The organism is Burkholderia sp. BCC0397, assembly GCF_902832865.1.
Taxonomy (GTDB): Bacteria; Pseudomonadota; Gammaproteobacteria; order Burkholderiales; family Burkholderiaceae; genus Burkholderia.
Genome location: NZ_CADFDL010000001.1, coordinates 704,020 through 726,732, shown reverse-complemented (window position 1 = coordinate 726,732; position 22,713 = coordinate 704,020). Strand labels below are relative to the sequence as shown.

Genomic DNA, 22,713 nt, shown 5'->3' with positions numbered 1-22,713 from the left:
CCATGCGGGCGCAAAGGCACGTTCCCCTGTTTGGAAAAATTCATTCGTGGGGCTGGCCCCCAGAAGGGCCGATCGCCGCGTCATGCTCCTCGCGAATACGTCGAGTATTCGCTTCGTCGCAATCCTTGCGCTCGGCCCTTCTGGGGGCCAGCGCAAGCCCGTTATTAGCGTGAACAGGCCCTAAGCCGCCTGCAACTCGAATGGGAACGTCGCGTGCCCGAACTCGACGCCCTGCGTGTTGAGCATCCGCGGCCGGTGGAAGCCGGCCAGTTGTGCGCGCTGCTCGGCCGTGCCGATCTGCAGCCGCTCGAGGATTTCGCTGACGACCATATAGAGCACGTCGAGATTGCCGTCCTCGATCTTCACCGAGATGCCGAGTGCGCCGTCCGCGCCGAGTTGCCGCGTGCGTTCCGACGCGCGCACGCCGATCCCGTAGCACGCATCCGCGCCGAGCTTGCCGACCACCTGCCCGCCGAACGCGTTCATCAGCACCGTGCAATAGCGCCCGTCGCCTGCGACCAGTTCCGGATGGGCGGTCATCGCGCGGTGAATGCGCGCCAGTGCGCGAATGCGATCGGTCGGCGCGCCGCCCGCTTCCACCGCATCCGCGCCGTCGGCCAGCGACGCGTACAGGCGCGCCAGCCGATCCAGCGAGAACGCCGGCGTCGGCAGATTGCAGCCGTCGATGCCCCAGTCGACCTCGTCGTCGCGCAGGCCGCACGCGTCGGCCACCACCTGCTTCACGCGCACCTGCATCGGATGGTCGGGCAGATGGTAATCGGCGATCGCGGCGCCGATCGCCTGCGCGCCGGCCAGCATCCCGACATGCTTGCCCGAACAGTTGCTGCATACGCCGGTCGGTGTGTAGTCGCGCTTGATCCACGACCGGTACACCGCGTCGGACAACGGCGGATGGCCGCCGCAGCGCAGATCCGATTCGTGCGCGGCGACCTTCGCGAGCATCGCGCGCGTGCGTTCGATGTGACGATCCTCGCTACTGTGCGACGCGCACATCAGCGCGATGTCCGCGTCGTCGAAGCCGAAGCGTTCCGGCGCGCCCGTCTCGATCACCGACAGCGCCTGGGCCGGCTTGGCCGCCGACCGCGCGAGCGTCATCCGGAACGGATCGCCGAACCGGGCCAGCAGCCGGCCGCGTGCATCGACGACCGCCACATGGGCGACGTGCGTGTTCTCGATCGCATTGCCGCGGTACGTGACGACCGCTGCGCGTGGGGTGTCCATCCTCTTCTGTCTCCTTGCTCGGGGGCCTGATGCCGGGGCCCGTCCAACCGGTACGGCAGTGTAGCGAGTCGTCGCCGCCGCGCGTCGGCCTTGCCGTGGAAAGTGGTGTTGCACGCGACGCAAAGGCAGTCTCCCCCACGAAAGCCTGACCGATTTAGTACAAAAACCATTCAATCGTTTACATATTTGATACCAATCCGTAGAATTGCGACCGCAAACGCGAATCATACGCATTTGCATTGACATTTTCCGATGTGCCGGCGTGCCCGGCCGGCATCGAGAAAACGCGCCCGATCACCGAACCTTCCGCTGCTTCCCGATATGTCTGCCCAGTTCAAGACGAGGCCTCGCCCCCTCGTATCGGCACTGACCTGCTCCGTTTTCCTGACGCCGCTGCTCGCCTCCGCCGAAACCGCGCCCGCCTCCGCTTCCGCTTCCGTTTCTGCCGCCGACGTGCCGGCGCCGCTACCGACCATCGCCGTGCAGTCGTCCGCGCTGTCGGACATGCAGGTGAAGCGCTCGCCGTCGTACAAGTTCACCGCGCCGCTGCTCGATACGCCGCGCTCGGTCACGGTGATTCCCGAGCAACTGATCAAGGAAAAGAACGTCACGTCGTTCGCGGACGCGCTGCGCTCGGTGCCGGGCATCACGTTCCTCGGCGGCGATGCGGCCGCGAACCCGTCGGCCGACCGTCCGGTGATCCGCGGCTTCGAATCGCGCAACTCGATCTTCGTCGACGGCATGCGCGACTCCGGCTTGCAGAACCGCGAGACGTTCGCGGTCGAGCAGATCAGCGTGATCAAGGGCCCCGATTCGGTCTACGCGGGCCGCGGCTCGGTGGGCGGCAGCATCGACATCGTCACGAAGACGCCGCAGAACGACAACTTCATCAACAGCAGCATCGGCTTCGGCACCGACGGCTACAAGCGCGCGACGGTCGACGCGAACCACAAGATCAACGACACGACGGCCGTGCGGCTGAACGTGATGGGCCACGACGCGAACCAGGCCGGCCGCAACGACGTGTACAACAAGCGCTGGGGCGTCGCGCCGTCGATCGTGTTCGGGCTGAACACGCCGACCACGGTCACGGTCAGCTACTACCACATGAACTCGTACGACATGCCGGACTTCAGCGTGCCGTTCCGCGCATCGGGCGCCACGCCGGTGCCGACCGATCGCGGGCAGTTCTTCGGGCTGAACACGCGCGACTATCGCTACGGGCAGACCGACACCGGCGAAATTCGCGTCGAGCACAAGATCAATGACGACTGGAAGCTGAGGAACACGACGATGTTCGGCCGCTCGACGCTCGATTACGTCGCGACGAACCCGCAGATCCTCGCGTCGAACCCGACCATGCTCGGGCTGCAGGCGAAGAGCGGCAAGTACGCGCTCAACGGCTTCTCGAACCAGACGGAAGTGACCGGCAGCGCGAGCCTGTTCGGGATGAAGCACACGATGACGGCCGGCGTCGAGTTCAGCCACGAGCAGGCGCGCTACGAGGGCTATCTCGTGTCGGATTCGGCCGGCAACAACATCCGCTCGAACAGCCCGTGCGCGGTGGCCGGCAACTGCACGCCGCTCGCCGGCGGCTGGAACCCGAACCGGCCGTGGACCGGCAGCATCGTGCTGAACGGCGACAAGGGCTTCCCCGGCCCGACGACGAACACGCGCACCGACACCGTATCCGCGTACCTCTTCGACACGGTGAAGCTGTCCGAGCGCTGGCAGTTCAACACGGGGCTGCGCTTCGACCGCTACGACACGACCGGCAAGCAGGCCGGCGTCGCCGACCTGTCGAACACGTCGAACCTGTTCAGCTACCAGTTCGGCCTCGTGTTCAAGCCAGTGACCAACGTGAGCCTGTACGCGTCGTACGGCACGTCGTCGAACCCGCCGGGCTCGAACGGCGGCCTCGGCGGCGGCACCGACCAGATCACCGCGACCAACCAGGACCTCGCGCCCGAACGCGCGCGCAACATCGAGATCGGCGCGAAGTGGGACGTGCTGCAGGATCAGCTGTCGCTGACGTCGGCGCTATTCCAGACCGAAAAGACCAACGCGCGCGTCAGCGACGGCCTCGGTCACACGGTCAACGCGGGCAAGCAGCGCGTGCGCGGTTTCGAATTCGGCTTCGCGGGCAACCTGACGCAGAAGTGGCACGTGTTCGGCGGCTATTCGTACCTGAACGCGATCACGACCGACGCGGGCCCCGGCAGCCCGGGCGCATCGGGCTTGCCGATGGTGATGGTGCCGAAGCACAACTTCACGCTGTGGACGAGCTACGACGTGATGCCGAAGCTCACGCTCGGCGCGGGCGCGACGGTGATGAGCCAGACCTATGCGTCGGTATCGTCGACCGTGAAGAAGTGGACGCCCGGCTATGCGCGCTTCGACGCGGCCGCGACGTGGCGCGTGAACAAGACGATGGACGTTCAACTGAACGTGCAGAACCTGTTCGACAAGCAGTATTACGCGAGCGCGTACCCGATCTACGCGACGTGGGCGCCGGGCCGCTCGGCGATGGTCACGCTCAACTTCTATCAGTAACGCCGCCGGCGGCGGGAGGGCGCGACGCGCCCTTCCCCGCCGCGTTCACCACGGCAGCGAATACGTCTTCACGTTCGTGAAGCTCTTCATCGCTTCCTGCACGCCCTCCTTGTACCCGAGCCCCGAATCCTTCACGCCGCCGAACGGCGTCAGTTCCAGTCGATAGCCGGGCACTTCGCGCACGTTCACGCTGCCGACCTCCAGCTCGGTGATGAAGCGCGTGATGTGGTCGAAGCGATTCGTGCACACCGACGACGACAGCGCGTAGTCGGTGCTGTTCGACATCCGGATCGCTTCGTCGATGTCGCGAAAGCGCATGATCGGCGATACCGGACCGAAGGTTTCATGCTTCACCAGCGGCATGTCGGGCGTCACGCGATCGACGACGGTCGGCGAATACAGCGCGCCGTCACGCACGTTGCCGACCAGCAGCCGCGCCCCGCGCGCGATCGCGTCGTTCACCTGCTGCTCGCAGAACTTCGCGGCCGCTTCGTCGATCACCGTGCCCATGTCGACCGACGGGTCGGACGGATTGCCATACGACCATGCGCGCGTCTTCTCGACGACGAGTTCCGTGAAGCGATCGGCCACCGACTCGTGCACGAGCATCCGTTTGATCGCCGTGCAGCGCTGCCCGGAATTCTTGTACGAGCCCGACACCGCAAGCGTGCTCGCTTCGTCGAGATCGGCGTCTTCCATCACGATGATCGGATCGTTGCCGCCGAGTTCGAGCACCGCGCGCCGGTAGCCCATTCGTGCAGCGATCGACTTGCCGATCGACACGCCGCCCGTGAACGTGATCATGTCGATCGCCGGGTTCGTGATCAGCTCGTCGGCGATCTCCTTCGGGTCGCCGGTGATGACCTGAAGCATCTGCGCCGGCAGGCCGGCTTCGTACAGGATGTCCGCGAACAGGTAGCACGACAGCGGCACCTTCTCCGACGGCTTCACGACGATCCGGTTGTTGGTCGCGACCGACGGCACGATCTTGTGCGCGACCTGGTTCATCGGGTGATTGAACGGCGTGATCGCCGAAATCACGCCGAGCAGCGGGTCGCGCTGCGTGTACACGCGGCGCTTCTTGCCGTGCGGCGTCAGATCGCACGAGAAGATCTGCCCGTCGTCCTTCAGCACTTCGCCCGCGCCGAACGTCAGCACATCGGCCACGCGGCCGGCTTCGTACGTCGAATCCTTGATGCACAACCCGGCCTCGGCCGTGATCAGCGCCGCGATCTCCGCGGTGCGCGCACGCACGATGTCGGCCGCGCGGCGCAGGATCGCCGCGCGATCGTGGCGCGTGAGCGTCGGCCGGTACGCCCACGCGACCGCGAACGCGCGGCGCACGTCGTCGAGCGTCGCCTTCGGCACGGTGCCGACCAGCGTGCCGTCGTACGGGTCGCGCACGTCGATGACGGCGTCGCGCCACACGCGCTGCCCGTCGAGTCGCAACGCTTCGTGCCGCACGTCGGATGCGGGAATCGGCTTCAGGACCGTGCTCATGTCGTCTCCGTTCTTGGTGTCGCGTGATCGTGGCCACGCTGTCGGGCTAGCGCACCACGACCAGCCCTTCGTATTCGAGGCAGCGGCACAGCGTCGCCCACGTCGGCGAATCGGGCCATTCGCGCGCGGCGGTATCGATGCGGATCGGCCGCCCGAATTCGCGCGACGCGCACGCCAGCAGCGTGTGCGCGATGCCGCTGCGCCGGTAGGCCGGTTCGACGTACAGCCGCGCGAGCGACGGCGTGCGCACGGCATCGCCATCGTCGTCGATGCCGAGTTCGCCGATCGCTTCGTCGTCGCGATACGCGACCGCCGTCACGCGCGCGTCGTCGAACACGATGCGGATCACGCGTGCGCAGCGATCCCTGAACACGACGACGTGCATGGCGCCCCTCCGGTGACGATGCCGGCGCACGCGACGCGCGCACGCCTCCCTGCGCCCGCGTACCGGGGAGTTATCCGGATCGTGTGGGCGCGACGAGTTGAGTATCGTCTTGCCACGTCCGCGCGCAGTAGTGCCAGACGCCATCTTTCATTGAGTCCACATCCGCGGCGCGACGCGCGTATTCTCGCCACACCGCGCCCTCGCGGGCCTGCGCACCCGCCGCGCGCGCCGCCTCGCGTTTCCCGTACCGATCACAGGAGGAAGCATGCCGAGTCGTCCCCCGACCGCCTTATGGGCCCAGCAGTTCCGGCGGTCGTCGGCGTCGAGCCTGCAGGACCAGATCCGGCGCATGCTGGTGGCCACGATCCTCGACGGCCAGCTCGCGCCCGATGCCGCGCTGCCGTCGAGCCGCGAGCTCGCCGACCAGCTCGGCGTCGCGCGCAACACCGTCGTGCTCGCGTACCAGATGCTCGTCGAAGAGGGCTACCTGATCTCGCGCGAACGCAGCGGGCACTTCGTGAACCCGAAGATGCTCGAAGGCGTGCCCGGCTTCGCGGCCGCCAGGCCCGCTGCGAAACCGGAGGCCGGCGGCGACACGCCGGGCCGCCCCATATGGGCGCAACGCATCGCGCATCCGCCGTCGAGGCAGCGCAACATCGTGAAGCCCGCGAACTGGCAGCACTACGAATATCCATTCATCTACGGGCAGTTCGACCAGTCGCTGTTTCCGACCAACGACTGGCGCGAATGCTGCCTGAAGGCGCTGTCGGTAATGGAGATCCGCAACTGGGCGCCCGACCTGATCGAGCGCGACGACGAATCGCTGATCCAGCAGATCCGCACGCGCGTGCTGCCGCGGCGCGGCGTGTTCGCGATGCCCGACGAGATCGTCGTCACGAACGGCTGCCAGCAGGCGCTGTACCTGATCGCGGACCTGCTGTGCGGCAAGCACACGACGGTCGGCTTCGAGAATCCCGGCTATCCGGACGCGCGCAACATCTTCGAGAACCGCAACGCGCGGCTGCTGCCGCTGCCCGTCGACGGCCACGGGATCGCGCCCGGTTCGCTCGGCGACACGCTGTCGCGCTGCGACTACGTGTACGTGACGCCGAGCCACCAATGTCCGACCACCGCGACGATGCCGGTCGAGCGCCGCCGCGCGCTGCTCGATTGCGCGCAGCAGCACGATTTCGTGATCATCGAGGACGACTACGAGAGCGAGAACACGTTCTCCGGCACGCCGCATCCGGCACTGAAGAGCCTCGACACGGCCGACCGCGTGATCTACGTCGGCAGCCTGTCGAAGACGTTCGCGCCGGGCCTGCGGCTCGGCTACGTGGTCGGGCCGCGCGAGCTGATCCGGGAATTGCGCGCGCTGCGGCGGCTGATGGTGCGCCACCCGGTCGCGTACATCCAGCGCGCATTCGCGACCTTCCTCGCGCTCGGCCATCACGACGCGTTGCTGCGCCGGCTCGCGCACGCGTACAGCGAACGCTCGCTGGCGCTGATGGCCGCGCTCGATGCGCATCTGCCGGAAGCGCGCCATGTGCCCGTGACGGGCGGTGCGTCGTGCTGGGTCGAGGGGCCGCCGTGGCTCGATGCGGCGCGTCTCGCGGTGGACGCGCAGGAAGCCGGGATTCTGATCGAACCCGGCAGCGTGTTCTTCATGAACGACGACAGCAACGCGCGCCGCTGCTTCCGGATGGGGTTTTCCGCGATTCCGCTCGAACGGATCGAGCCGGGGGTGCGGGCGCTCGCGCAGTGTGTGCGGGTGCAGAAGCCGGCGAGTTGATCGGATACGAGGTCGCCGACCTTCGGTTTCGGATGGTTCGGGCGGCTGCTGAAATGAATCGTCACGAACCCGCCGTCCGTGGCGCGTGCAGCCGTGCGCTGCAGCCGGAACTGCGCGTAAGCCCACACTAGTGCTACGACGGGAGGTGGATTGAGGTACGCGCGTCGCGTCAGGCGTCAGCGCGACGCCAGCAGCGGTAGATGCTATCGATATTCATCGATCTCGATCACTGCCCCGACTGATTCAATGAGCTGACGGGTAGCGTCCGACACGTGAGGCACACGATCACCCTTCTCGTTGTCCCAGTAGCAGAAGAACCTCATACGCGCACCGGCCTGCTCGACACGCTCGAGGAGACCTTCACGCGGCAACGAGAGTCGGTCGATCAGGTAGCGAAGGTGCGGCTCCAATCGATCGCTTTGAACGGCGGCCTTGCTTTCCAGCGCCCACAGATTGAGCTTTCCGGGCCGCGAACTCAGGCGCCCGGACGGCAGCAGGTAGGGCTTTCCTTTCGTGATCGTCCGACTCGGGAAGATGCCGAAGAAAGCGGTCCACGTGTCCGGGTGCGCGTCCTCCGATGAAATGATGAACGTCGCGTGCGCAAGTGCGCTATCGGTGGGCGTGGGGAACTCAGGGTGCATAGTCGTGGATGTTATCAATGATCACGCCTTTGAACTCGACGTCGCCGCTGTCGTGAAAGATAACGCCCCCCCTGGCCCAACCGAATCCCCCCCACTGGCGCTACCGCCAAAAACGAGCGCTCACTAACGTGTCGATACCGCGTGCCGCATGCGCGCCAGCGCCTTGCGCACCGCCCATCATTCGACAGGAGACACGTTATGTCCGACACGCTTACCGCCCCCGTCACGGCCGCCACGCTCGCGGCATTTTCCGACGCCTTCAACCGGCATGACGCCCACGCGCTGATGGGCTTCATGACCGAGGACTGCGTGTTCGACGCGGCCGGCGGGCCCGACATTCACGGCACGCGCTTCGTCGGCCGCGACGCGGTACGCGCCGCGTTCGAAGCCGTGTTCAAGACCTTCCCGGATGCGCACTGGGGCCACAGCCGCCACACCGTCGCCGGCGAGCGCGGCCTATCCGAATGGGTGTTCACCGGCACGCACGCGGAAGGCTGGCGCATCGAGGCCGAGGGCTGCGACCTGTTCGAATTCCGCGACGGGCTGATCGCCGTCAAGCGCGCGTTCCGCAAGGAACGGCCGAAGCAGCCGGCCTGAGCGCACCCCGTCGCGCGCGGTCGAGCCACGTAGCCCGAACGCACATTTTGAAACGAATCATTTCATTTCATTCCACATTCCCCGCCAGCGGGCGGAATGACTTGACCGGTTTTTCCCAGCCAATAGCATCTGGAACAAGACGTTCCGTTAATTGAACAATCGGAGACAACCCATGAGCGAACAATCCCCTTCCCTGCGTGCATCGACCGGCGGCCCGCAGGACATGACGCCGTCCGAAGCCTTCGTCGAGACCCTCGCGGCCAACGGCGTGACCGACATGTTCGGCATCATGGGCTCCGCGTTCATGGACGCGATGGACATCTTCGCGCCGGCCGGCATCCGGCTGATCCCGGTCGTGCACGAACAGGGCGCGGGCCACATGGCCGACGGCTATGCACGCGTGTCGGGCCGCCACGGCGTCGTGATCGGCCAGAACGGCCCCGGCATCAGCAACTGCGTGACCGCGATCGCGGCCGCGTACTGGGCGCACAGCCCGGTCGTGATCGTCACGCCGGAAGCCGGCACGATGGGCATCGGCCTCGGCGGCTTCCAGGAAGCGAACCAGTTGCCGATGTTCCAGGAATTCACGAAGTACCAGGGCCACGTCACGCACCCGGCGCGGATGGCCGAATTCACCGCGCGCTGCTTCGACCGCGCACAGGCCGAGATGGGCCCGACGCAGCTGAACATTCCGCGCGATTACTTCTACGGCAAGGTCAAGGTCGAGATTCCGCAACCGCGCCGGCTCGATCGCGGCCCCGGCGGCGAACAGAGCCTGAACGACGCGGCCGATCTGATCGCGCAGGCGAAATTCCCGGTGATCATCTCGGGCGGCGGCGTCGTGATGGCCGATGCGATCGACGAATGCAAGGCGCTCGCCGAACGGCTCGGCGCACCGGTCGTCAACAGCTACCTGCACAACGACTCGTTCCCGGCGAACCACCCGCTGTGGTGCGGCCCGCTCGGCTATCAGGGCTCGAAGGCGGCGATGAAGCTGCTGTCGCGCGCGGACGTCGTGATCGCGCTCGGCTCGCGCCTCGGGCCGTTCGGCACGCTGCCGCAGCACGGGATGGACTACTGGCCGAAGGACGCGAAGATCATCCAGATCGACGCCGACCACAAGATGCTCGGCCTCGTGAAGAAGATCTCGGTCGGCATCTGCGGCGACGCGAAGGCGGCCGCCGTCGCGCTCACGCAGCGCCTCGACGGCCGCACGCTCGCATGCGACGGCTCGCGCGGCGAGCGCGCCGACCAGATCGCGACCGAGAAGGCCGCGTGGGAAAAGGAACTCGACGACTGGACGCACGAGCGCGACGCATACAGCCTCGACATGATCGAGGAGCAGAAGCACGAAAAGACCTTCAACGGCGGCCGCTACCTGCATCCGCGCCAGGTGCTGCGCGAGCTTGAAAAAGCGATGCCCGAGGACGTGATGGTGTCGACCGACATCGGCAACATCAACTCGGTCGCGAACAGCTACCTGCGCTTCAACAAGCCGCGCAGCTTCTTCGCGGCGATGAGCTGGGGCAACTGCGGCTACGCGTTCCCGACGATCATCGGCGCGAAGGTCGCCGCACCGCACCGCCCGGCCGTGTCGTATGCGGGCGACGGCGCGTGGGGCATGAGCCTGATGGAAACGATGACCTGCGTGCGCCACGACATCCCGGTGACGGCCGTCGTGTTCCACAACCGTCAATGGGGCGCGGAGAAGAAGAACCAGGTCGACTTCTACAACCGCCGCTTCGTGGCCGGCGAGCTCGACAACCAGAGCTTCGCGGCGATCGCCCGCGCGATGGGCGCGGAAGGGATCACGGTCGACCGCATCGAGGAGGTCGGCCCGGCGCTCAAGCGCGCGATCGACCTGCAGATGAACGAAGGCAAGACGACGATCATCGAGATCATGTGCACGCGCGAACTCGGCGACCCGTTCCGCCGCGACGCACTGTCGAAGCCGGTTCGCATGCTCGACAAGTACAAGGACTACGTGTGATGCCGCGTCGTTGACGCACCCGCCTCCGGCCGCGCCCTCCCCGCACGGCCGGAACCCGGCCGGACGCCGTGCCCCGTGCGGGCCGCCGCATCCGGCCTTTTTACTTCGAATTCCCGATGAAAGCCCTCGACCGCATTCTCGAATCCGCGCGCCGCCAGCCGATGCGCATCGCGCTGTGCGAAGCCGACGACCCGCGCGTGCTGCACGCCGCCGCCCGCGCGACGCGCGACGGCATCGCCCGCATCATGCTCGTCGGCAACCGCGCGGCCATCCACGCGGCGGCCGCGCGCGACGCGCTCGACCTCGACGGCATGGCGCTCGTCGATCCGGCCACCGCCTCGCACCGCGACGCGTATGCGGACGCCCTGCACGCGTTGCGCCAGGCCAAGGGCATGACGGTCGACGCCGCGCGCGACGCGGTGCTCGACCCGCTCTGCCATGCGAACCTGATGGTGCGGCTCGGCGACGCGGACGGCTCGGTCGCGGGCGCCGTGCATGCGACGGCCGACGTCGTGCGCGCGGCGATCCAGCTGATCGGCGTCGATCCGGCATTCCGGATCGTGTCGAGCTTCTTCCTGATGATGCTGTGCGAGCCGTTCCATACGATCAAGGGCGGGCTGATTTTCTCGGACTGCGCGCTCGTGGTCGATCCAGATGCCGGCCAGCTCGCCGAGATCGCGATGGCCGCCGCCGACAGCGCGCACGCGCTGCTCGGCGAGGAACCGCGCGTCGCGATGCTGTCGTTCTCGACGAGCGGCAGCGCGCACCATGCGGCGGTCGACAAGGTGACGGCCGCGACTGCGCACGTGCGCGCGTTGCGCCCGGCGCTCGCGATCGACGGCGACGTGCAGCTCGACGCGGCGATCGTCGCGGAAATCGCCGAGCGCAAGATCGCGCACTCGCAGGTCGGCGGCCACGCGAACGTGCTCGTGTTCCCGAGCCTCGAAGCCGGCAACATCGGCTACAAGCTCGCCGAGCGGATCGGCCGCGCGAAGGCCGTCGGCCCGCTGCTGCAGGGCTTGCGCCGGCCCGCGAACGACCTGTCGCGCGGCTGTAGCGCCGACGACGTGTATCACGTGATCGCGGCAACCACCGTGCAGGCGCAGGCGGCCGCGCAACGGGCCGCAACCGGCGAGGCCGCGCACGCATGACAGCCGACAAACTGGCGATCCTGATCGCGGTGATCGGCGCCGGCAGCTATTTCCAGACGGTCACGGGCTTCGGGCTCGGGATGATCGTGATGGGCGCGACGAGCGGCTTCGGGCTCGCGCCGCTCGCCACCGTCGCGACGCTGATGAGCGTCGTGTCGCTCGCGAACGGTGCGACCGCGCTGCCGGGCCGGCTGCATCACATCGACTGGCGTGCGGTCGGCGCGGCAACGCTCGGCATCCTGCCGTCAGTTGTCGCGGGCGTGGTACTGCTCGAATGCCTGAGCCGCTCGGCGGCCGACCTGCTGCAACTGATCCTCGGCGCGGTCGTGCTGTACGGCGGCCTGAGCGCGGCGCTGCGCCCGACGCCGCTGACCGAACGCTCGGACAACCGCAGCTTCTTCGTCAGCGGCCTCTTCGGCGGGTTGCTGAGCGGGATGTTCGGCGTGTCGGGGCCGTCGTTGATCTTCCAGTTCTACCGGCAGCCGCTGACGCTCGTGCAGATTCGCTGCGCACTGATCGTGCTGTTCACGACCACGTCGGCCACGCGCGTGCTGTACAGCGCCTGCGAAGGCCAGCTCGATCGCGACATCTGGCTGCCGGCCGCGCTCGCGACGCCGGTCGTGATGCTGACGACGATCGCCGGCCGGCACTACCCGCCGCCGCTGTCGCCGGTCGCGCTGCGCCGGCTCGCGTTCGGCGTGCTGATGGCGATCGGCGTCGGGCTGATCGCGACGTCGCTGCCGCCGCTGCTGCATCGCGGCTGATTCCCTGTCGTTCGCTGTCGTTCGCTGTCGCTCCCGGTCGATTTCACCGCCGCGCGCCGATCCAGCCGGCGATTTCGACGAGCCTCTTCATGTCGGGCGCCGATGCCAGGTCGATCGCAAGCCGGTGCCGGTAGTACGGGCCGAGATCGAGCCCAACGCCGAGTCCGAGCACGTCGACGCGGCCGGCCGCCTGCTGGCGCGCGACCACCTGTTTCAAATGGTTGTCGAGGTAGAACGGATCGTTCGCGAGCGCCGTCGCACCGTCCATCGGGCTGCCGTCCGAGATCACGACGAGGATCTTTCTCGCCTCCGGCCGCGCCGCGAGCCGCGCGCACGCCCATTCGACCGCTTCGCCGTCGATCCCTTCGCGGAACAGGTCGGCCTTGAACAGCGCGGCAATGCCGGCGCGCGCGTGCCGCCAGCGCGTATCGGCGTCCTTGAACACCAGGTGGCCGGTTTCGTTGAGGCGCCCCGGATGGCGCGGCTTGCCGCGCGCGAGCCAGTCCTGGCGCGCGCGGCCGCCGTTCCATGCGAGCGTCGTGAAACCCAGCACTTCGGTCGCGAGGCCCGCGGCGTCGCCCGCGCGCGCCAGCGTGTCGACCATCAGCGCGACGCCGTCGATCCACGCCTTCATCGAGCCCGAGCAGTCGATCAGGAACGCGAGCGCGCAATCGGCCTGCGGCCGCACGCGTTCGAGCCGGAACAAGCGCCGCTCAGCCGGCGAGCTGACGAGTTGCGCGAGGCGGCGGCCGTCGAGGCGGCCGTGTTCCTCGCCGAACGACCAGCCGTCGGCCTGCGGCACGACGAGCGCCGCGCGCAGCACGCGCGCGAGCCGCGTGACGTTGATCCGCTGCGCGGCCACCTGCGCGTCGAGCCGGTCGCGATACTCGCGCAGCAAGGCCGCGCGGATCTGCGCGGCCGGCTTGAATTCGTGGTCGTAGCGCGTCGTGTACGACCGATACGTGGCGCCGCCGCCGTGCAACACGGCACTGTCGCCGGTCTCCACAAGCGCCGGCAGGTCGATGCCCGCCTCGTCGAAATCGACCCACAGCGAGAAGTTCGTCAGCGCGTCGTCCTGCTCACGCGCGTCTTGCGTCTCGGTTTCGACGACGGCCGCGCGCGCGTCGCGGATCATCGACGCAATGCGTCGCGCCAGCGCCAGTGCGTGGTCGGCGAACGCGCGCTGGTCGTGCCGGCAGCGGCGCAGCCCCGCGAGCGCCACGCCGATCTCCGGCACGAGCGCCGCGCGCGACGCTTCGATCAGGTCCTCCGTTTCCTCGAGCACGGGCCAGCCGGTCAGTCGCGACCACGCGATCTGCGCGACCGTGTAGACCAGGATTCCGACATGCGTATCGGCTTGCCCCGACCGGTGAAACGCGCGCGACCAGGTTTCGAAACGATGGCGCAGGTTCTGCACGACACCGCGCATTGCCGGCGACGCCAGCGATTCGCAGCGCAGTTGCTCGAGCATCTCGAACAGCACGCGTTCGACCGGATCGTCGCCGGACAGCGCGCGATGCAGGTCGGCATCGGAGTGCAGGATGCGCAACGCGGCGCCGTCGGCCGCACCGCGCCACGACGCGAGATCGTCGTCTGCAGCCTGCGCGCGCAGATGCGGCGCATGGATCGGCAGCGGCCGCAAGTCGCGGCACACGCGGCCCGCACGGTAATGCAGCGCCGCATCGCGCGTCAGCGCCCGCACGGTCGACGCGCCCAGCGCTTCGCGCGCGGCAGCACGGCGCGCCGCGTCGCGATCGGCGCTCACCGCCCCGCTCCCGGCTCGCCGCCGCCGGCGCGCGACGCGACCGCCAGTTCTTCGCCGAAGCAGCGCTGGTAATACTCGGCGACGACCGGCCGTTCAGCGTCGTCGCACTTGTTCAGGAACGTCAGCCGGAACGCGAGCGCCGGATCGCGGAAGATCTGGCAGTTCTCGGCCCAGTCGATCACCGTGCGCGGCGACATCAGCGTCGACAAATCGCCAATCGCGAAACCGTTGCGCGTCAGCTCGGCGAGACTCACCATCGATTCGAGCAGCGGGCGGCCGGCCTCGTCCGCGAGTGCCGGCACGCGTGCGCGCACGATGCCGATCTCCTCGTCGCGCGGCAGGTAGTCGAGCGTCGCGACCACGTTCCAGCGGTCCATCTGCGCGTGGTTGAGCATCTGCGTGCCGTGGTAGAGCCCGTTCAGGTTGCCGAGCCCGACCGTGTTCGCGGTCGCGAACAGCCGGAACGACGGATGCGGATGGATCACGCGGTTCTGGTCGAGCAGCGTGAACTTGCCGTCGCGCTCCAGGATCCGCTGGATCACGAACATCACGTCGGGCCGCCCCGCATCGTATTCGTCGAAGATCAGCGCGACCGGACGCTGCAGCGCCCACGGCACGATCCCTTCCTGGAATTCGGTCACCTGCACGTCGTCGCGCACGACGATCGCATCCTTGCCGACGAGGTCGAGCCGGCTGATGTGGCCATCGAGGTTCACGCGCACGCACGGCCAGTTCAGCCGCGCCGCGACCTGCTCGATATGCGTCGACTTTCCGGTGCCGTGCATCCCCTGCACGAGCACGCGGCGGTTGCGCGCGAAGCCCGCGAGAATCGCGAGCGTGACGTCCGGGTTGAAGCGGTACGCGTCGTCGATATCGGGTACGTGATCGTCGCGCACGCTGAACGCGGGCACCATCAGGTCCGAATCGAAACCGAACCGTTCGCGAGCCGACACCATGCAGTCCGGCTTGTTCGTCACCCCATCCATCGCGTTGCGCTCCTGTCGTTGCCTGTTGCGCAGGCGTCGATGGCGCCTGCGTCGATTCTGTCGACGGAACGATTCGTTCCGCTGCCCAACACGCGTGCCGGGTTCCTATGGCACACCGCCCCGTGCGGCCAGCCTGCCGGACCGTTCGGTACAATGGCCGCAGTCCAGTTTCCGGAACGCCCGACATGCTGCCCGCGGATACGCCCACGCTGCGCGCCTTCGCGCTGCTCGAACATCTCGTCCAGGCCGGCGACGCCGTGTCGCTCGCCGATCTCGCGCGCGACGTCGATATCCCGAAGGCCTCGCTGCACCGGATGCTCGCGTCGCTCGAAGCCGGCGGGCTCGTGATTCGCGAGCCGGGCCGCAAGAACGCGTATGCGGTCGGCCCGCGCCTCGCGCGGCTCGGCACCGGCGTGATGCTGCATGCGGGCACGCGCCGGCTGCGCCATGCGATCCTCGAACGGCTCGTCGCCGACCTCGCCGAGACCTGCAACCTGACCGCCCTGTACGACACGGAAGTCGTCTATCTCGACCGCGTCGAGGCCGACTGGCCGCTGCGGCTCGACCTGAAACCCGGCTCGCGCGTGCCCGCCTACTGCAGCGCCAGCGGCAAGCTGCTGCTCGCGCTGCTGCCGCGCGACGAACGGGCGGCGCTGGTGCGCACGATGGCGCTGCCGCGCCATACGCCGAACACGATCTCCGACCCCGAACTGCTCGAAGCCGAACTCGACCGTACCGCGCACAAGGGCATCGCGATCGACAACGAGGAATTCGTCGCGGGGATCGCCTGCATCGCGGCGCCGGTGCTCGACGCCGACGGTGCGTGCATCGCCGCGGTCGCCGTCCATGCGCCGGTGTCGCGCGCGCCGCTGTCGCGGCTGCTCGACCACGTGCCGCGGCTGCAGGAAGCGGCCCGCGCGCTCGCGCAAACGTTCTAGGGCCGCGCGGCAGCGCGCCTGCCGCGTCATGACGCGCGCTGGTAGTAGATATTCTGCGGATGCCGCGCATCCGCGAAGAAGAACCAGCGCTCCGCGACCAGCCCCGCGTACTGGATCACGAACGCCGCGCCGATCGCGACGGCCGTCGCGATCGAGGTCGGCGCGAGCGCGCCGGCCCCGGTCAGCACGAACGGCACCGCGAATGCGCCGATCAGGAAGCCGGCCTTCACCGTGCGCAGCGTGCCGTTGCCCTGCCCGTGAAAGAACTCCTTCGTGTTGAACGCGCTGGCCGTGAAGCCGCGCGACTTCTGCTCGACCTTCGCATGGCGGATCCCCGTCGCGCTCTGCACGGTCGACTTCGGCCGCAGCCGTGCATTGCGTGCGAGCGACGCGAGCCGGGCCACGCCGCCCGCGAACGTCAGCACGCAGGCGGCCACTGCGAGCCGGCCGACCAGCGCCGGCGCGAGCCACGCGGCGCTGGCCGTCGCGAGCGTGCAGCCCGATGCGCAACCGAGCAGCACGAAATTCACGAGCGTCAGCGGGCTCGCCCATTCCTGCAGGAAGCGCAGGCACGCGTAGATCATCGCGGTGCAGACGAACAGCGCGACGCTCGCGAGCGCGCCCGCCGCCCCGATCAGCAGCGTGCCGGGCCAGCCGAACAGATGCGCCGCGCCATACGCGAACGCGCATGCGAGAAACACCGGCAGCGCGATGCACTCGCGCGACAGCCACGACGTGCGCCACATCGCGATCGCGCGCCATGCGCGCTCCGGGTGGCCGAGATGGAAGAACGACGCGAACAGGCCGAGCACGCCGAGCGCGACCGACAGCGCGGCGCCGGTCACGTAGAACGCGGCCGCCACGTCGACGCCGGCCAGACGCGCCAGCGCCTCGACGATCACGAGCGTCAGCAGCAGGCCCTGTGCGGCGCCGCACAGCGTGGTGAGAAAAACGACCGAAAAGGCTGGGCGCATGGAAACTCCGTCAGTGTCTGAATGAAATGCGCAACGCTCAGCGCCGGGTCGCCAACGCCACGAGATCGATGTCGCCGCGCGCCGCACGGGCCTCGAACGACGCGTCGTCGTCGCGCCCGTTCGATGCGCTGCCGCATCCGCCGCTGCTGCCGCACCCGCACGACGCTTCGGTCTTCACGCGCGGCAGGTAATGGTTCGACGGCCGCGTGCCCCACTCGGGCATCAGCGCATAGCCGCCGCGGTCGCGGATCGCACGCGACACGTCCGATTCGGGATCGTGCACGTCGCCGAACAGCCGTGCCGACGTCGGGCACGCGAGCACGCACGCCGGCTTGCGATCGCGTTCGGGCAGCGCTTCGTTGTCGATGCGGTCCGCGCACAGCGTGCACTTCGTCATCTCCTTGCGGCCTTCGTCGAGTTCGCGCGCGCCGTACGGGCATGCCCACGCGCAGTACTTGCAGCCGATGCACTTGTCGTAGTCGACCAGCACGATGCCGTCCGACTTGCGCTTGAAGCTCGCGCCGGTCGGGCAGACCGGCACGCACGGCGGATCCTCGCAGTGCAGGCACGACTTCGGGAAGTGGATCGTGTCCGTCATCGGGAACACGCCGGCTTCGTAGGTCTGCACGCGATTGAAGAACGTGCCGGACGGATCGTCGTCGTACGGGCGCAGGTCGGCGAGGCTGCCGGCTTCGCCCGACGTGTTCCATTCCTTGCAGCTCGTCACGCAGGCATGGCAGCCGACGCACACGTTCAGGTCGATGACGAGGGCCATCTGGGTCATGGTTGCGCTCCTTCGATCAGCGATCGTCAGACTTCGGGCCCGCCGACGCCGCGCGCCGCAGCCGCGCGGCGAATGCGCCGGTTCCCGCGAAATACGCCTGCACGCGCTGCAGCACGCGCGGCGTGCCCGGCAGCGCCGGCATCGGCGCGAACTGCGGCAGCGTGGTCGCCGCATCGGCCTCGGCCGGGTAGATCCGCACCTGCACGTCGTACCAGCCGGCCTGTCCGGTCACCGGATCGGAGTTCGACAGCCGCGCACCGCTTCGGGCCGCGTCGGGCAGCTCGTCGGTGATCACGTGATTGAGCAGGAAGCCGCGCTGCGATTCGCCCGCTTGCGGGCCGAGGTTCCACGCGCCGGCCGCCTTGCCGATCGCGTTCCAGGTCCATACGGTGCCGGGCTCGACGGCCTCGCTGTAGCGGGCGCGACACCGCACCTTGCCCCACGGCGATTCGACGTAGATCCATGCGCCGTCGTCGATCTGCTGCGCGGCGGCCGTCACGGGGTTCACGAACAGGTGGTTCTCGCCGTGGATCTGCCGCAGCCACGCGTTCTGCGAATCCCACGAGTGGTACATCGCCATCGGCCGCTGCGTGATCGCCGCGAGCGGATAGCGGTTGGCATCGGTCAGCCCGCTTTCGAGCGACGGATGCCAGAACGGCAACGGATCGAAATAGCGTGCGATGCGCTCGCGCAGATGGTCCGGCGGCTGGCGGCCCGACGTGCGGCCCTGCGCGGCGAGCCGGAATTTCTGCATCACGTCCGAGTAGAGCTGGATCACGATCGGCACGCCGAACTTGCGCATCCCGTTGTCGACCGCCCATTGCATGTATGGCCCGTTGCAGTTGCGCATGTACTGCAGCGGCTCCGGCAGCCGGTGGTGGTACACGCAGTTGTTCTCCGCGTAGCGTTTCCACTGGTCGGGGTTCGGCTCGCCGACGACGGCCTTGTCGCCGTTCTTGCCGCGCCAGCCGATCAGGAAGCCGGTGCCGGAATCCGGCGCGGTCTGGAAATTGACGACGAAATCCGGATAGTCGCGGTACTTGCGCTGCCCGTCCGGCGTCGTGAAGGCCGGAAACTTCAGCCGGCTGGCCAGCTCGATCAGCACCTCCTGGAACGGTTTGCATTCGCCGGTCGGCGGCACGACCGGCACGCGCACCGAGTCGACCGGCCCGTCGAATTCGGAGATCGGCCGGTCGAGCACCGACATCACGTCGTGCCGTTCGAGGTAGGTCGTGTCGGGCAGGATCAGGTCGGCGAACGCGGTCATCTCCGACGCGAACGCGTCGCATACGACGAGGAACGGAATCCGGTATTCGCCGTCGTCGCGCTTGTCGACCAGCATCTTGCGCACTTCCGTCGTATTCATCGACGAATTCCACGCCATGTTGGCCATGAAGATCAGCAGCGTGTCGATCGGATAGGGATCGCCGCGCCACGCGTTGGTGATCACCGAATGCATCAGCCCGTGCACCGCGAGCGGGTATTCCCACGAGAACGCCTTGTCGAGCCGCGCGGGCGTGCCGTCCGGATGGACGAACAGATCCTCCGGGCCGGCCGGCCAGCCGAGCGGGCCGGTCGCGAGCGGCGTGTTCGGCTTGATCTGGCCGGGATCGTTCGGCGGTTTCGCCGAAGGCGGCACCGCGCGCGGATACGGCGCCTTGTGGCGGAAGCCGCCCGGCCGGTCGATCGTGCCGAGCAGCGACATCAGCACCGCGAGCGCGCGGATCGTCTGGAAGCCGTTCGAATGCGCGGCCAGCCCGCGCATCGCGTGGAACGCGATCGGCACGCCCTTCACCGATTCATGCTCCTTGCCCCACGAATCGGTCCAGCGCACCGGCAGCTCGATCGCCTGCTCGCGCGCGACCGTCTCCATCTCGCGGGCAAGGCGGCGGATCGTGTCGGCCGCGATGCCGGTGATGTCGGCCGCCCATTCGGGCGTACAGTCGGCCACCTGTTCGCGCAGCAGCGTGAACGACGGCGCGACCGGCGTGCCGTCGTCGAGCGTATAGCGGCCGTCGAGCGCCGGCTCCGCGCCTTCCGCGTGGTGCAGCACCGCTCGGTTCGTCTTCGTGTCCCACCACATCCGGTTCTGCGGATACAGCGGATTGACCTCCGGCGCATCGGCGTCGCGCACGAACAGCCCGAACGTGTTGGCGCCGTCACGCCGGTCGATCAGTTCCGCCGCGTTCGTGAAGCGCGACACGAATTCGTGGTCGAACGCATCGCGTGCGATCAGCTCGTGCATCAGCGCCATGAACAGCGCGCCGTCGGTGCCGGGGCGAATCGGAATCCATTCGTCGGCGATCGCCGCATAACCGGTGCGCACCGGATTGATCGCGATGAAGCGGCCGCCCGCGCGCTTGAACTTGCCGAGCGCGATCTTCAGCGGATTCGAATGGTGATCCTCGGCGGTGCCGATCATGAAGAACAGCTTCGCGTTGTCGAGATCGGGGCCGCCGAACTCCCAGAACGAGCCGCCGATCGTGTAGATCATCCCGGCCGCCATGTTCGCGGAGCAGAACCCGCCGTGCGCCGCATAGTTCGGCGTACCGAACTGTTTCGCGAACAGGCCGGTGAGCGCCTGCATCTGGTCGCGGCCCGTGAACAGCGCGAAACGCTTCGGGTCGGTCGCGCGCAGATGCGACAGGCGCTTCTCGAGCACGTCGAACGCGACTTCCCACGACACCGGCTCGAACTGCGCATCGCCGCGCTCGGCGCCCGGCTTGCGCATCAGCGGCTGCGTGAGCCGCGCGGGCGAGTACTGCTTCATGATCCCCGACGAACCTTTCGCGCAGATGACGCCCTGGTTCAGCGGATGGTGCGGATTGCCGTCGATATAGCGCACTTCGCCGTCGCGCAAGTGTACGCGGATGCCGCAGCGGCATGCGCACATGTAGCAGGTCGTCGTCTTGATCTCGGCCTGCTCGTCGCGCTCGCGTGTCCGATGTTCCATCGTCTGTCCTCGTTCGCGGATGACGGTGCGCTCCGTCGGGGCGCACCGGTGAATCGGTTCATCCATGCTATGCCGGCCGGCGGCCGACATAAAGTCGCATCCGCCGATCGGTGCTATCGGTCAGCCTGATAGTTGCGCCCGCCACCCGGCGGGCCGCATGCGCGCAGGCTCGGCGCACGCACCGGGCCGGCGGCGTCATGCGGTGTTGCCGGTCAGCGCGGCGGATACGCGAGCAGTTCGCTGTCGTCGAGATGCTCGCGACGGCTGCGGCGCGTGAGCCCGTACGCGACGACGAGTACGCCGAGGCTCGCGACGCCGAGCCAGAGCGGCTTGCGCTGGTCCGGGATGAACGCCATCGCGACGAGGATGCCGACCATGCCGATGATCGCGACCCAGGTCAGGTACGGGTACGCCCACATCTTCACGCGCAGCTTGCCGGCGGCGACCGGGTCGAGACGCTTGCGCAGGCGCAGTTGCGAGAACGCGATCAGCACGTACACGAACAGCGCGACGGTGCCGTACGAATTGACGAGGAACGCGAACACCGTATCGGGCGACACGTACGACATCACGACCGACACGTAGCCGAACACCGTGCCGAGCAGGATCGCGCGCACCGGCACGCCGCGCTTGTTGACCTTCGCGAGCGCGGCCGGCGCGTCGCCGTGGCGGGTCAGCGCGAACAGCATCCGCGAGGCCGCATAGAGGCCCGAGTTGAGCGCGGACAGCACGGCCGTCAGCACGATCGCGTTCATCACGTTGGCGGCGGCAGGCAGGCCCATCACTTCCAGCGCGCTCACGTACGGCGTGGCCATCTGCGCGGAATTCCACGGCACCAGCGCGACGACGAGCGCGACCGAGCCGACGTAGAACACCAGCACGCGGGTGATCACCGAGTTGGTTGCCTTCGCAACCGCCTTGGCCGGCTCCTTCGCCTCGGCCGCCGCGATCGTGACGATTTCCGCGCCGAAGTAGAACCCGGTAGCCGCGACCGCCCCGCTCATCACCGGCCCGATGCCGAGCGGCATGAAGCCGCCGTGACCGAGCAGCGTCGGCAGCACGGCCGTCGTATGCATCGACGCGGGCCACAGGCCGAGCACGTAGAGGCCGCCGAGGAACAGGAACACGATGATCGCGCCGACCTTGATCGACGAGAACCAGAATTCGAACTCGCCGTAACTGCCGACCGAGATCAGGTTCGTGAGCGTCAGCACGACCAGCAGCGCGAGACTGATGATCCACGCCGGCGTGTCGGGCAGCCAGAACTGGATCAGCCTGGCGCCCGCGACCGCTTCCAGCGCGACGACGATCACCCAGAAATACCAGTACATCCAGCCGGTCAGGAAGCCGGCCATCCTGCCCGGCCCGCGCCAGTTGCCGAACGCGAGCCGCGCGTACTCGTAGAACGAGCCGACGGCCGGCATCGCGCACGCCATCTCGCCGAGCATCCGCATCACGAGCACGACGAGCCCGCCCGTGATCAGGAACGACAGGATCGCGGCCGGCCCGGTCTGCTGAATCACCACGCCGCTGCCGACGAACAGCCCGGCACCGATCACGCCGCCAAGCGCGATCATCGTCATGTGGCGCTGCTTGAGCCCACACTTCAGGTCACTCTGGTTCGAGGGTTGCATGTCTTCTCCATATCCAGTTGTCCGGCGCCGCCCGCGCCACCTTCGGGTGAACGCGGGCGCCGCC

17 protein-coding genes are annotated in these 22,713 nt (G+C 68.0%); 7 read left to right on the top strand and 10 right to left on the bottom strand.

Annotated features, from left to right (window positions below):
* Positions 1-180 precede the first annotated feature (180 nt).
* On the bottom strand, positions 181-1,242 hold the full coding sequence (locus HWX03_RS03330) for an asparaginase (protein ID WP_175870234.1): 1,062 nt from the start codon (positions 1,240-1,242) through the stop codon (positions 181-183).
* Between the two features lie 321 nt (positions 1,243-1,563).
* On the opposite strand from HWX03_RS03330, the gene HWX03_RS03325 reads away from it, so the two are divergent.
* Positions 1,564-3,795: a TonB-dependent receptor gene (locus tag HWX03_RS03325; RefSeq protein WP_175870233.1), complete on the top strand. Its 2,232-nt coding sequence runs from the start codon at positions 1,564-1,566 to the stop codon at positions 3,793-3,795.
* A gap of 45 nt (positions 3,796-3,840) precedes the next feature.
* Here HWX03_RS03325 and phnY read toward each other — a convergent pair whose 3' ends face one another.
* Positions 3,841-5,295 carry a phosphonoacetaldehyde dehydrogenase gene (gene phnY / locus HWX03_RS03320; RefSeq protein WP_175870232.1) on the bottom strand — a complete coding sequence of 485 codons (1,455 nt, stop codon included), beginning with the start codon at positions 5,293-5,295 and terminating at the stop codon, positions 3,841-3,843.
* A 46-nt stretch (positions 5,296-5,341) separates the two neighbouring features.
* Entirely contained in the window at positions 5,342-5,680 is a 339-nt protein-coding gene (locus HWX03_RS03315; protein WP_175870231.1) for a GNAT family N-acetyltransferase, read from the bottom strand.
* Between the two features lie 265 nt (positions 5,681-5,945).
* Here HWX03_RS03315 and HWX03_RS03310 point away from each other — a divergent pair, with 265 nt between their 5' ends.
* Positions 5,946-7,472, top strand: coding sequence for a PLP-dependent aminotransferase family protein (locus HWX03_RS03310; RefSeq protein ID WP_175870230.1), 1,527 nt, complete (start codon positions 5,946-5,948; stop codon positions 7,470-7,472).
* 203 nt (positions 7,473-7,675) lie between these two features.
* On the opposite strand, the gene HWX03_RS03305 is transcribed toward HWX03_RS03310, so the two are convergent.
* Positions 7,676-8,113, bottom strand: coding sequence for a DUF4279 domain-containing protein (locus HWX03_RS03305; RefSeq protein WP_175870229.1), 438 nt, complete (start codon positions 8,111-8,113; stop codon positions 7,676-7,678).
* Between the two features lie 198 nt (positions 8,114-8,311).
* Between HWX03_RS03305 and HWX03_RS03300 the strand changes: the two genes are divergently transcribed.
* The 4 genes from HWX03_RS03300 (at position 8,312) to HWX03_RS03285 (ending at position 12,615) form a co-directional block, all read left to right on the top strand.
* Positions 8,312-8,710 (top strand): nuclear transport factor 2 family protein, encoded by a 399-nt coding sequence (locus HWX03_RS03300; protein WP_175870228.1) that lies wholly within the window; start codon positions 8,312-8,314, stop codon positions 8,708-8,710.
* 172 nt (positions 8,711-8,882) lie between these two features.
* Positions 8,883-10,700: a sulfoacetaldehyde acetyltransferase gene (gene xsc, locus HWX03_RS03295; RefSeq protein ID WP_175870227.1), complete on the top strand. Its 1,818-nt coding sequence runs from the start codon at positions 8,883-8,885 to the stop codon at positions 10,698-10,700.
* Positions 10,701-10,816: 116 nt separating this feature from the next.
* Positions 10,817-11,851, top strand: coding sequence for a phosphate acetyltransferase (pta, locus tag HWX03_RS03290; RefSeq protein WP_175870226.1), 1,035 nt, complete (start codon positions 10,817-10,819; stop codon positions 11,849-11,851).
* Positions 11,848-12,615, top strand: coding sequence for a sulfite exporter TauE/SafE family protein (locus HWX03_RS03285; protein ID WP_175870225.1), 768 nt, complete (start codon positions 11,848-11,850; stop codon positions 12,613-12,615). Before pta ends, HWX03_RS03285 begins: the two co-directional genes overlap by 4 nt.
* 43 nt (positions 12,616-12,658) lie before the next feature.
* On the opposite strand, the gene HWX03_RS03280 is transcribed toward HWX03_RS03285, so the two are convergent.
* Both HWX03_RS03280 and HWX03_RS03275 read right to left on the bottom strand, forming a co-directional pair.
* The gene (locus HWX03_RS03280; RefSeq protein WP_175870224.1) at positions 12,659-14,380 is read right to left on the bottom strand and encodes a cobalt chelatase; all 1,722 of its coding nucleotides are present in this window, start codon (positions 14,378-14,380) and stop codon (positions 12,659-12,661) included.
* On the bottom strand, positions 14,377-15,366 hold the full coding sequence (locus HWX03_RS03275) for an AAA family ATPase (RefSeq protein WP_174434617.1): 990 nt from the start codon (positions 15,364-15,366) through the stop codon (positions 14,377-14,379). The genes HWX03_RS03280 and HWX03_RS03275 overlap by 4 nt, the downstream gene beginning before the upstream one ends.
* Positions 15,367-15,551: 185 nt before the next feature.
* On the opposite strand from HWX03_RS03275, the gene HWX03_RS03270 reads away from it, so the two are divergent.
* On the top strand, positions 15,552-16,304 hold the full coding sequence (locus HWX03_RS03270) for an IclR family transcriptional regulator (protein ID WP_175870223.1): 753 nt from the start codon (positions 15,552-15,554) through the stop codon (positions 16,302-16,304).
* Between the two features lie 26 nt (positions 16,305-16,330).
* Here HWX03_RS03270 and HWX03_RS03265 read toward each other — a convergent pair whose 3' ends face one another.
* The 4 genes from HWX03_RS03265 to HWX03_RS03250 form a co-directional block, all read right to left on the bottom strand.
* A complete protein-coding gene (locus HWX03_RS03265) occupies positions 16,331-17,278 on the bottom strand; it encodes a DmsC/YnfH family molybdoenzyme membrane anchor subunit (protein ID WP_175870222.1) in 948 nt (315 codons plus the stop codon).
* A 37-nt stretch (positions 17,279-17,315) separates the two neighbouring features.
* The gene (locus tag HWX03_RS03260) at positions 17,316-18,062 is read right to left on the bottom strand and encodes a 4Fe-4S dicluster domain-containing protein (protein WP_175870221.1); all 747 of its coding nucleotides are present in this window, start codon (positions 18,060-18,062) and stop codon (positions 17,316-17,318) included.
* A 16-nt stretch (positions 18,063-18,078) separates the two neighbouring features.
* Positions 18,079-21,015 (bottom strand): molybdopterin oxidoreductase family protein, encoded by a 2,937-nt coding sequence (locus HWX03_RS03255; protein WP_175870220.1) that lies wholly within the window; start codon positions 21,013-21,015, stop codon positions 18,079-18,081.
* Between the two features lie 212 nt (positions 21,016-21,227).
* Positions 21,228-22,649, bottom strand: a complete 1,422-nt coding sequence (locus HWX03_RS03250; protein ID WP_175870219.1) for an amino acid permease — start codon at positions 22,647-22,649, stop codon at positions 21,228-21,230.
* Positions 22,650-22,713: the final 64 nt, after the last annotated feature.

Bases quoted from the DNA above. Each gene is read 5' to 3' on its own strand.
- HWX03_RS03330 (WP_175870234.1), bottom strand. From the start codon at position 1,242: ATGGACACCCCACGCGCAGCGGTCGTCACGTACCGCGGCAATGCGATC.
- HWX03_RS03325 (WP_175870233.1), top strand. From the start codon at position 1,564: ATGTCTGCCCAGTTCAAGACGAGGCCTCGCCCCCTCGTATCGGCACTG.
- phnY (WP_175870232.1), bottom strand. From the start codon at position 5,295: ATGAGCACGGTCCTGAAGCCGATTCCCGCATCCGACGTGCGGCACGAA.
- HWX03_RS03315 (WP_175870231.1), bottom strand. From the start codon at position 5,680: ATGCACGTCGTCGTGTTCAGGGATCGCTGCGCACGCGTGATCCGCATC.
- HWX03_RS03310 (WP_175870230.1), top strand. From the start codon at position 5,946: ATGCCGAGTCGTCCCCCGACCGCCTTATGGGCCCAGCAGTTCCGGCGG.
- HWX03_RS03305 (WP_175870229.1), bottom strand. From the start codon at position 8,113: ATGCACCCTGAGTTCCCCACGCCCACCGATAGCGCACTTGCGCACGCG.
- HWX03_RS03300 (WP_175870228.1), top strand. From the start codon at position 8,312: ATGTCCGACACGCTTACCGCCCCCGTCACGGCCGCCACGCTCGCGGCA.
- xsc (WP_175870227.1), top strand. From the start codon at position 8,883: ATGAGCGAACAATCCCCTTCCCTGCGTGCATCGACCGGCGGCCCGCAG.
- pta (WP_175870226.1), top strand. From the start codon at position 10,817: ATGAAAGCCCTCGACCGCATTCTCGAATCCGCGCGCCGCCAGCCGATG.
- HWX03_RS03285 (WP_175870225.1), top strand. From the start codon at position 11,848: ATGACAGCCGACAAACTGGCGATCCTGATCGCGGTGATCGGCGCCGGC.
- HWX03_RS03275 (WP_174434617.1), bottom strand. From the start codon at position 15,366: ATGGATGGGGTGACGAACAAGCCGGACTGCATGGTGTCGGCTCGCGAA.
- HWX03_RS03270 (WP_175870223.1), top strand. From the start codon at position 15,552: ATGCTGCCCGCGGATACGCCCACGCTGCGCGCCTTCGCGCTGCTCGAA.
- HWX03_RS03265 (WP_175870222.1), bottom strand. From the start codon at position 17,278: ATGCGCCCAGCCTTTTCGGTCGTTTTTCTCACCACGCTGTGCGGCGCC.
- HWX03_RS03260 (WP_175870221.1), bottom strand. From the start codon at position 18,062: ATGACCCAGATGGCCCTCGTCATCGACCTGAACGTGTGCGTCGGCTGC.
- HWX03_RS03255 (WP_175870220.1), bottom strand. From the start codon at position 21,015: ATGGAACATCGGACACGCGAGCGCGACGAGCAGGCCGAGATCAAGACG.
- HWX03_RS03250 (WP_175870219.1), bottom strand. From the start codon at position 22,649: ATGCAACCCTCGAACCAGAGTGACCTGAAGTGTGGGCTCAAGCAGCGC.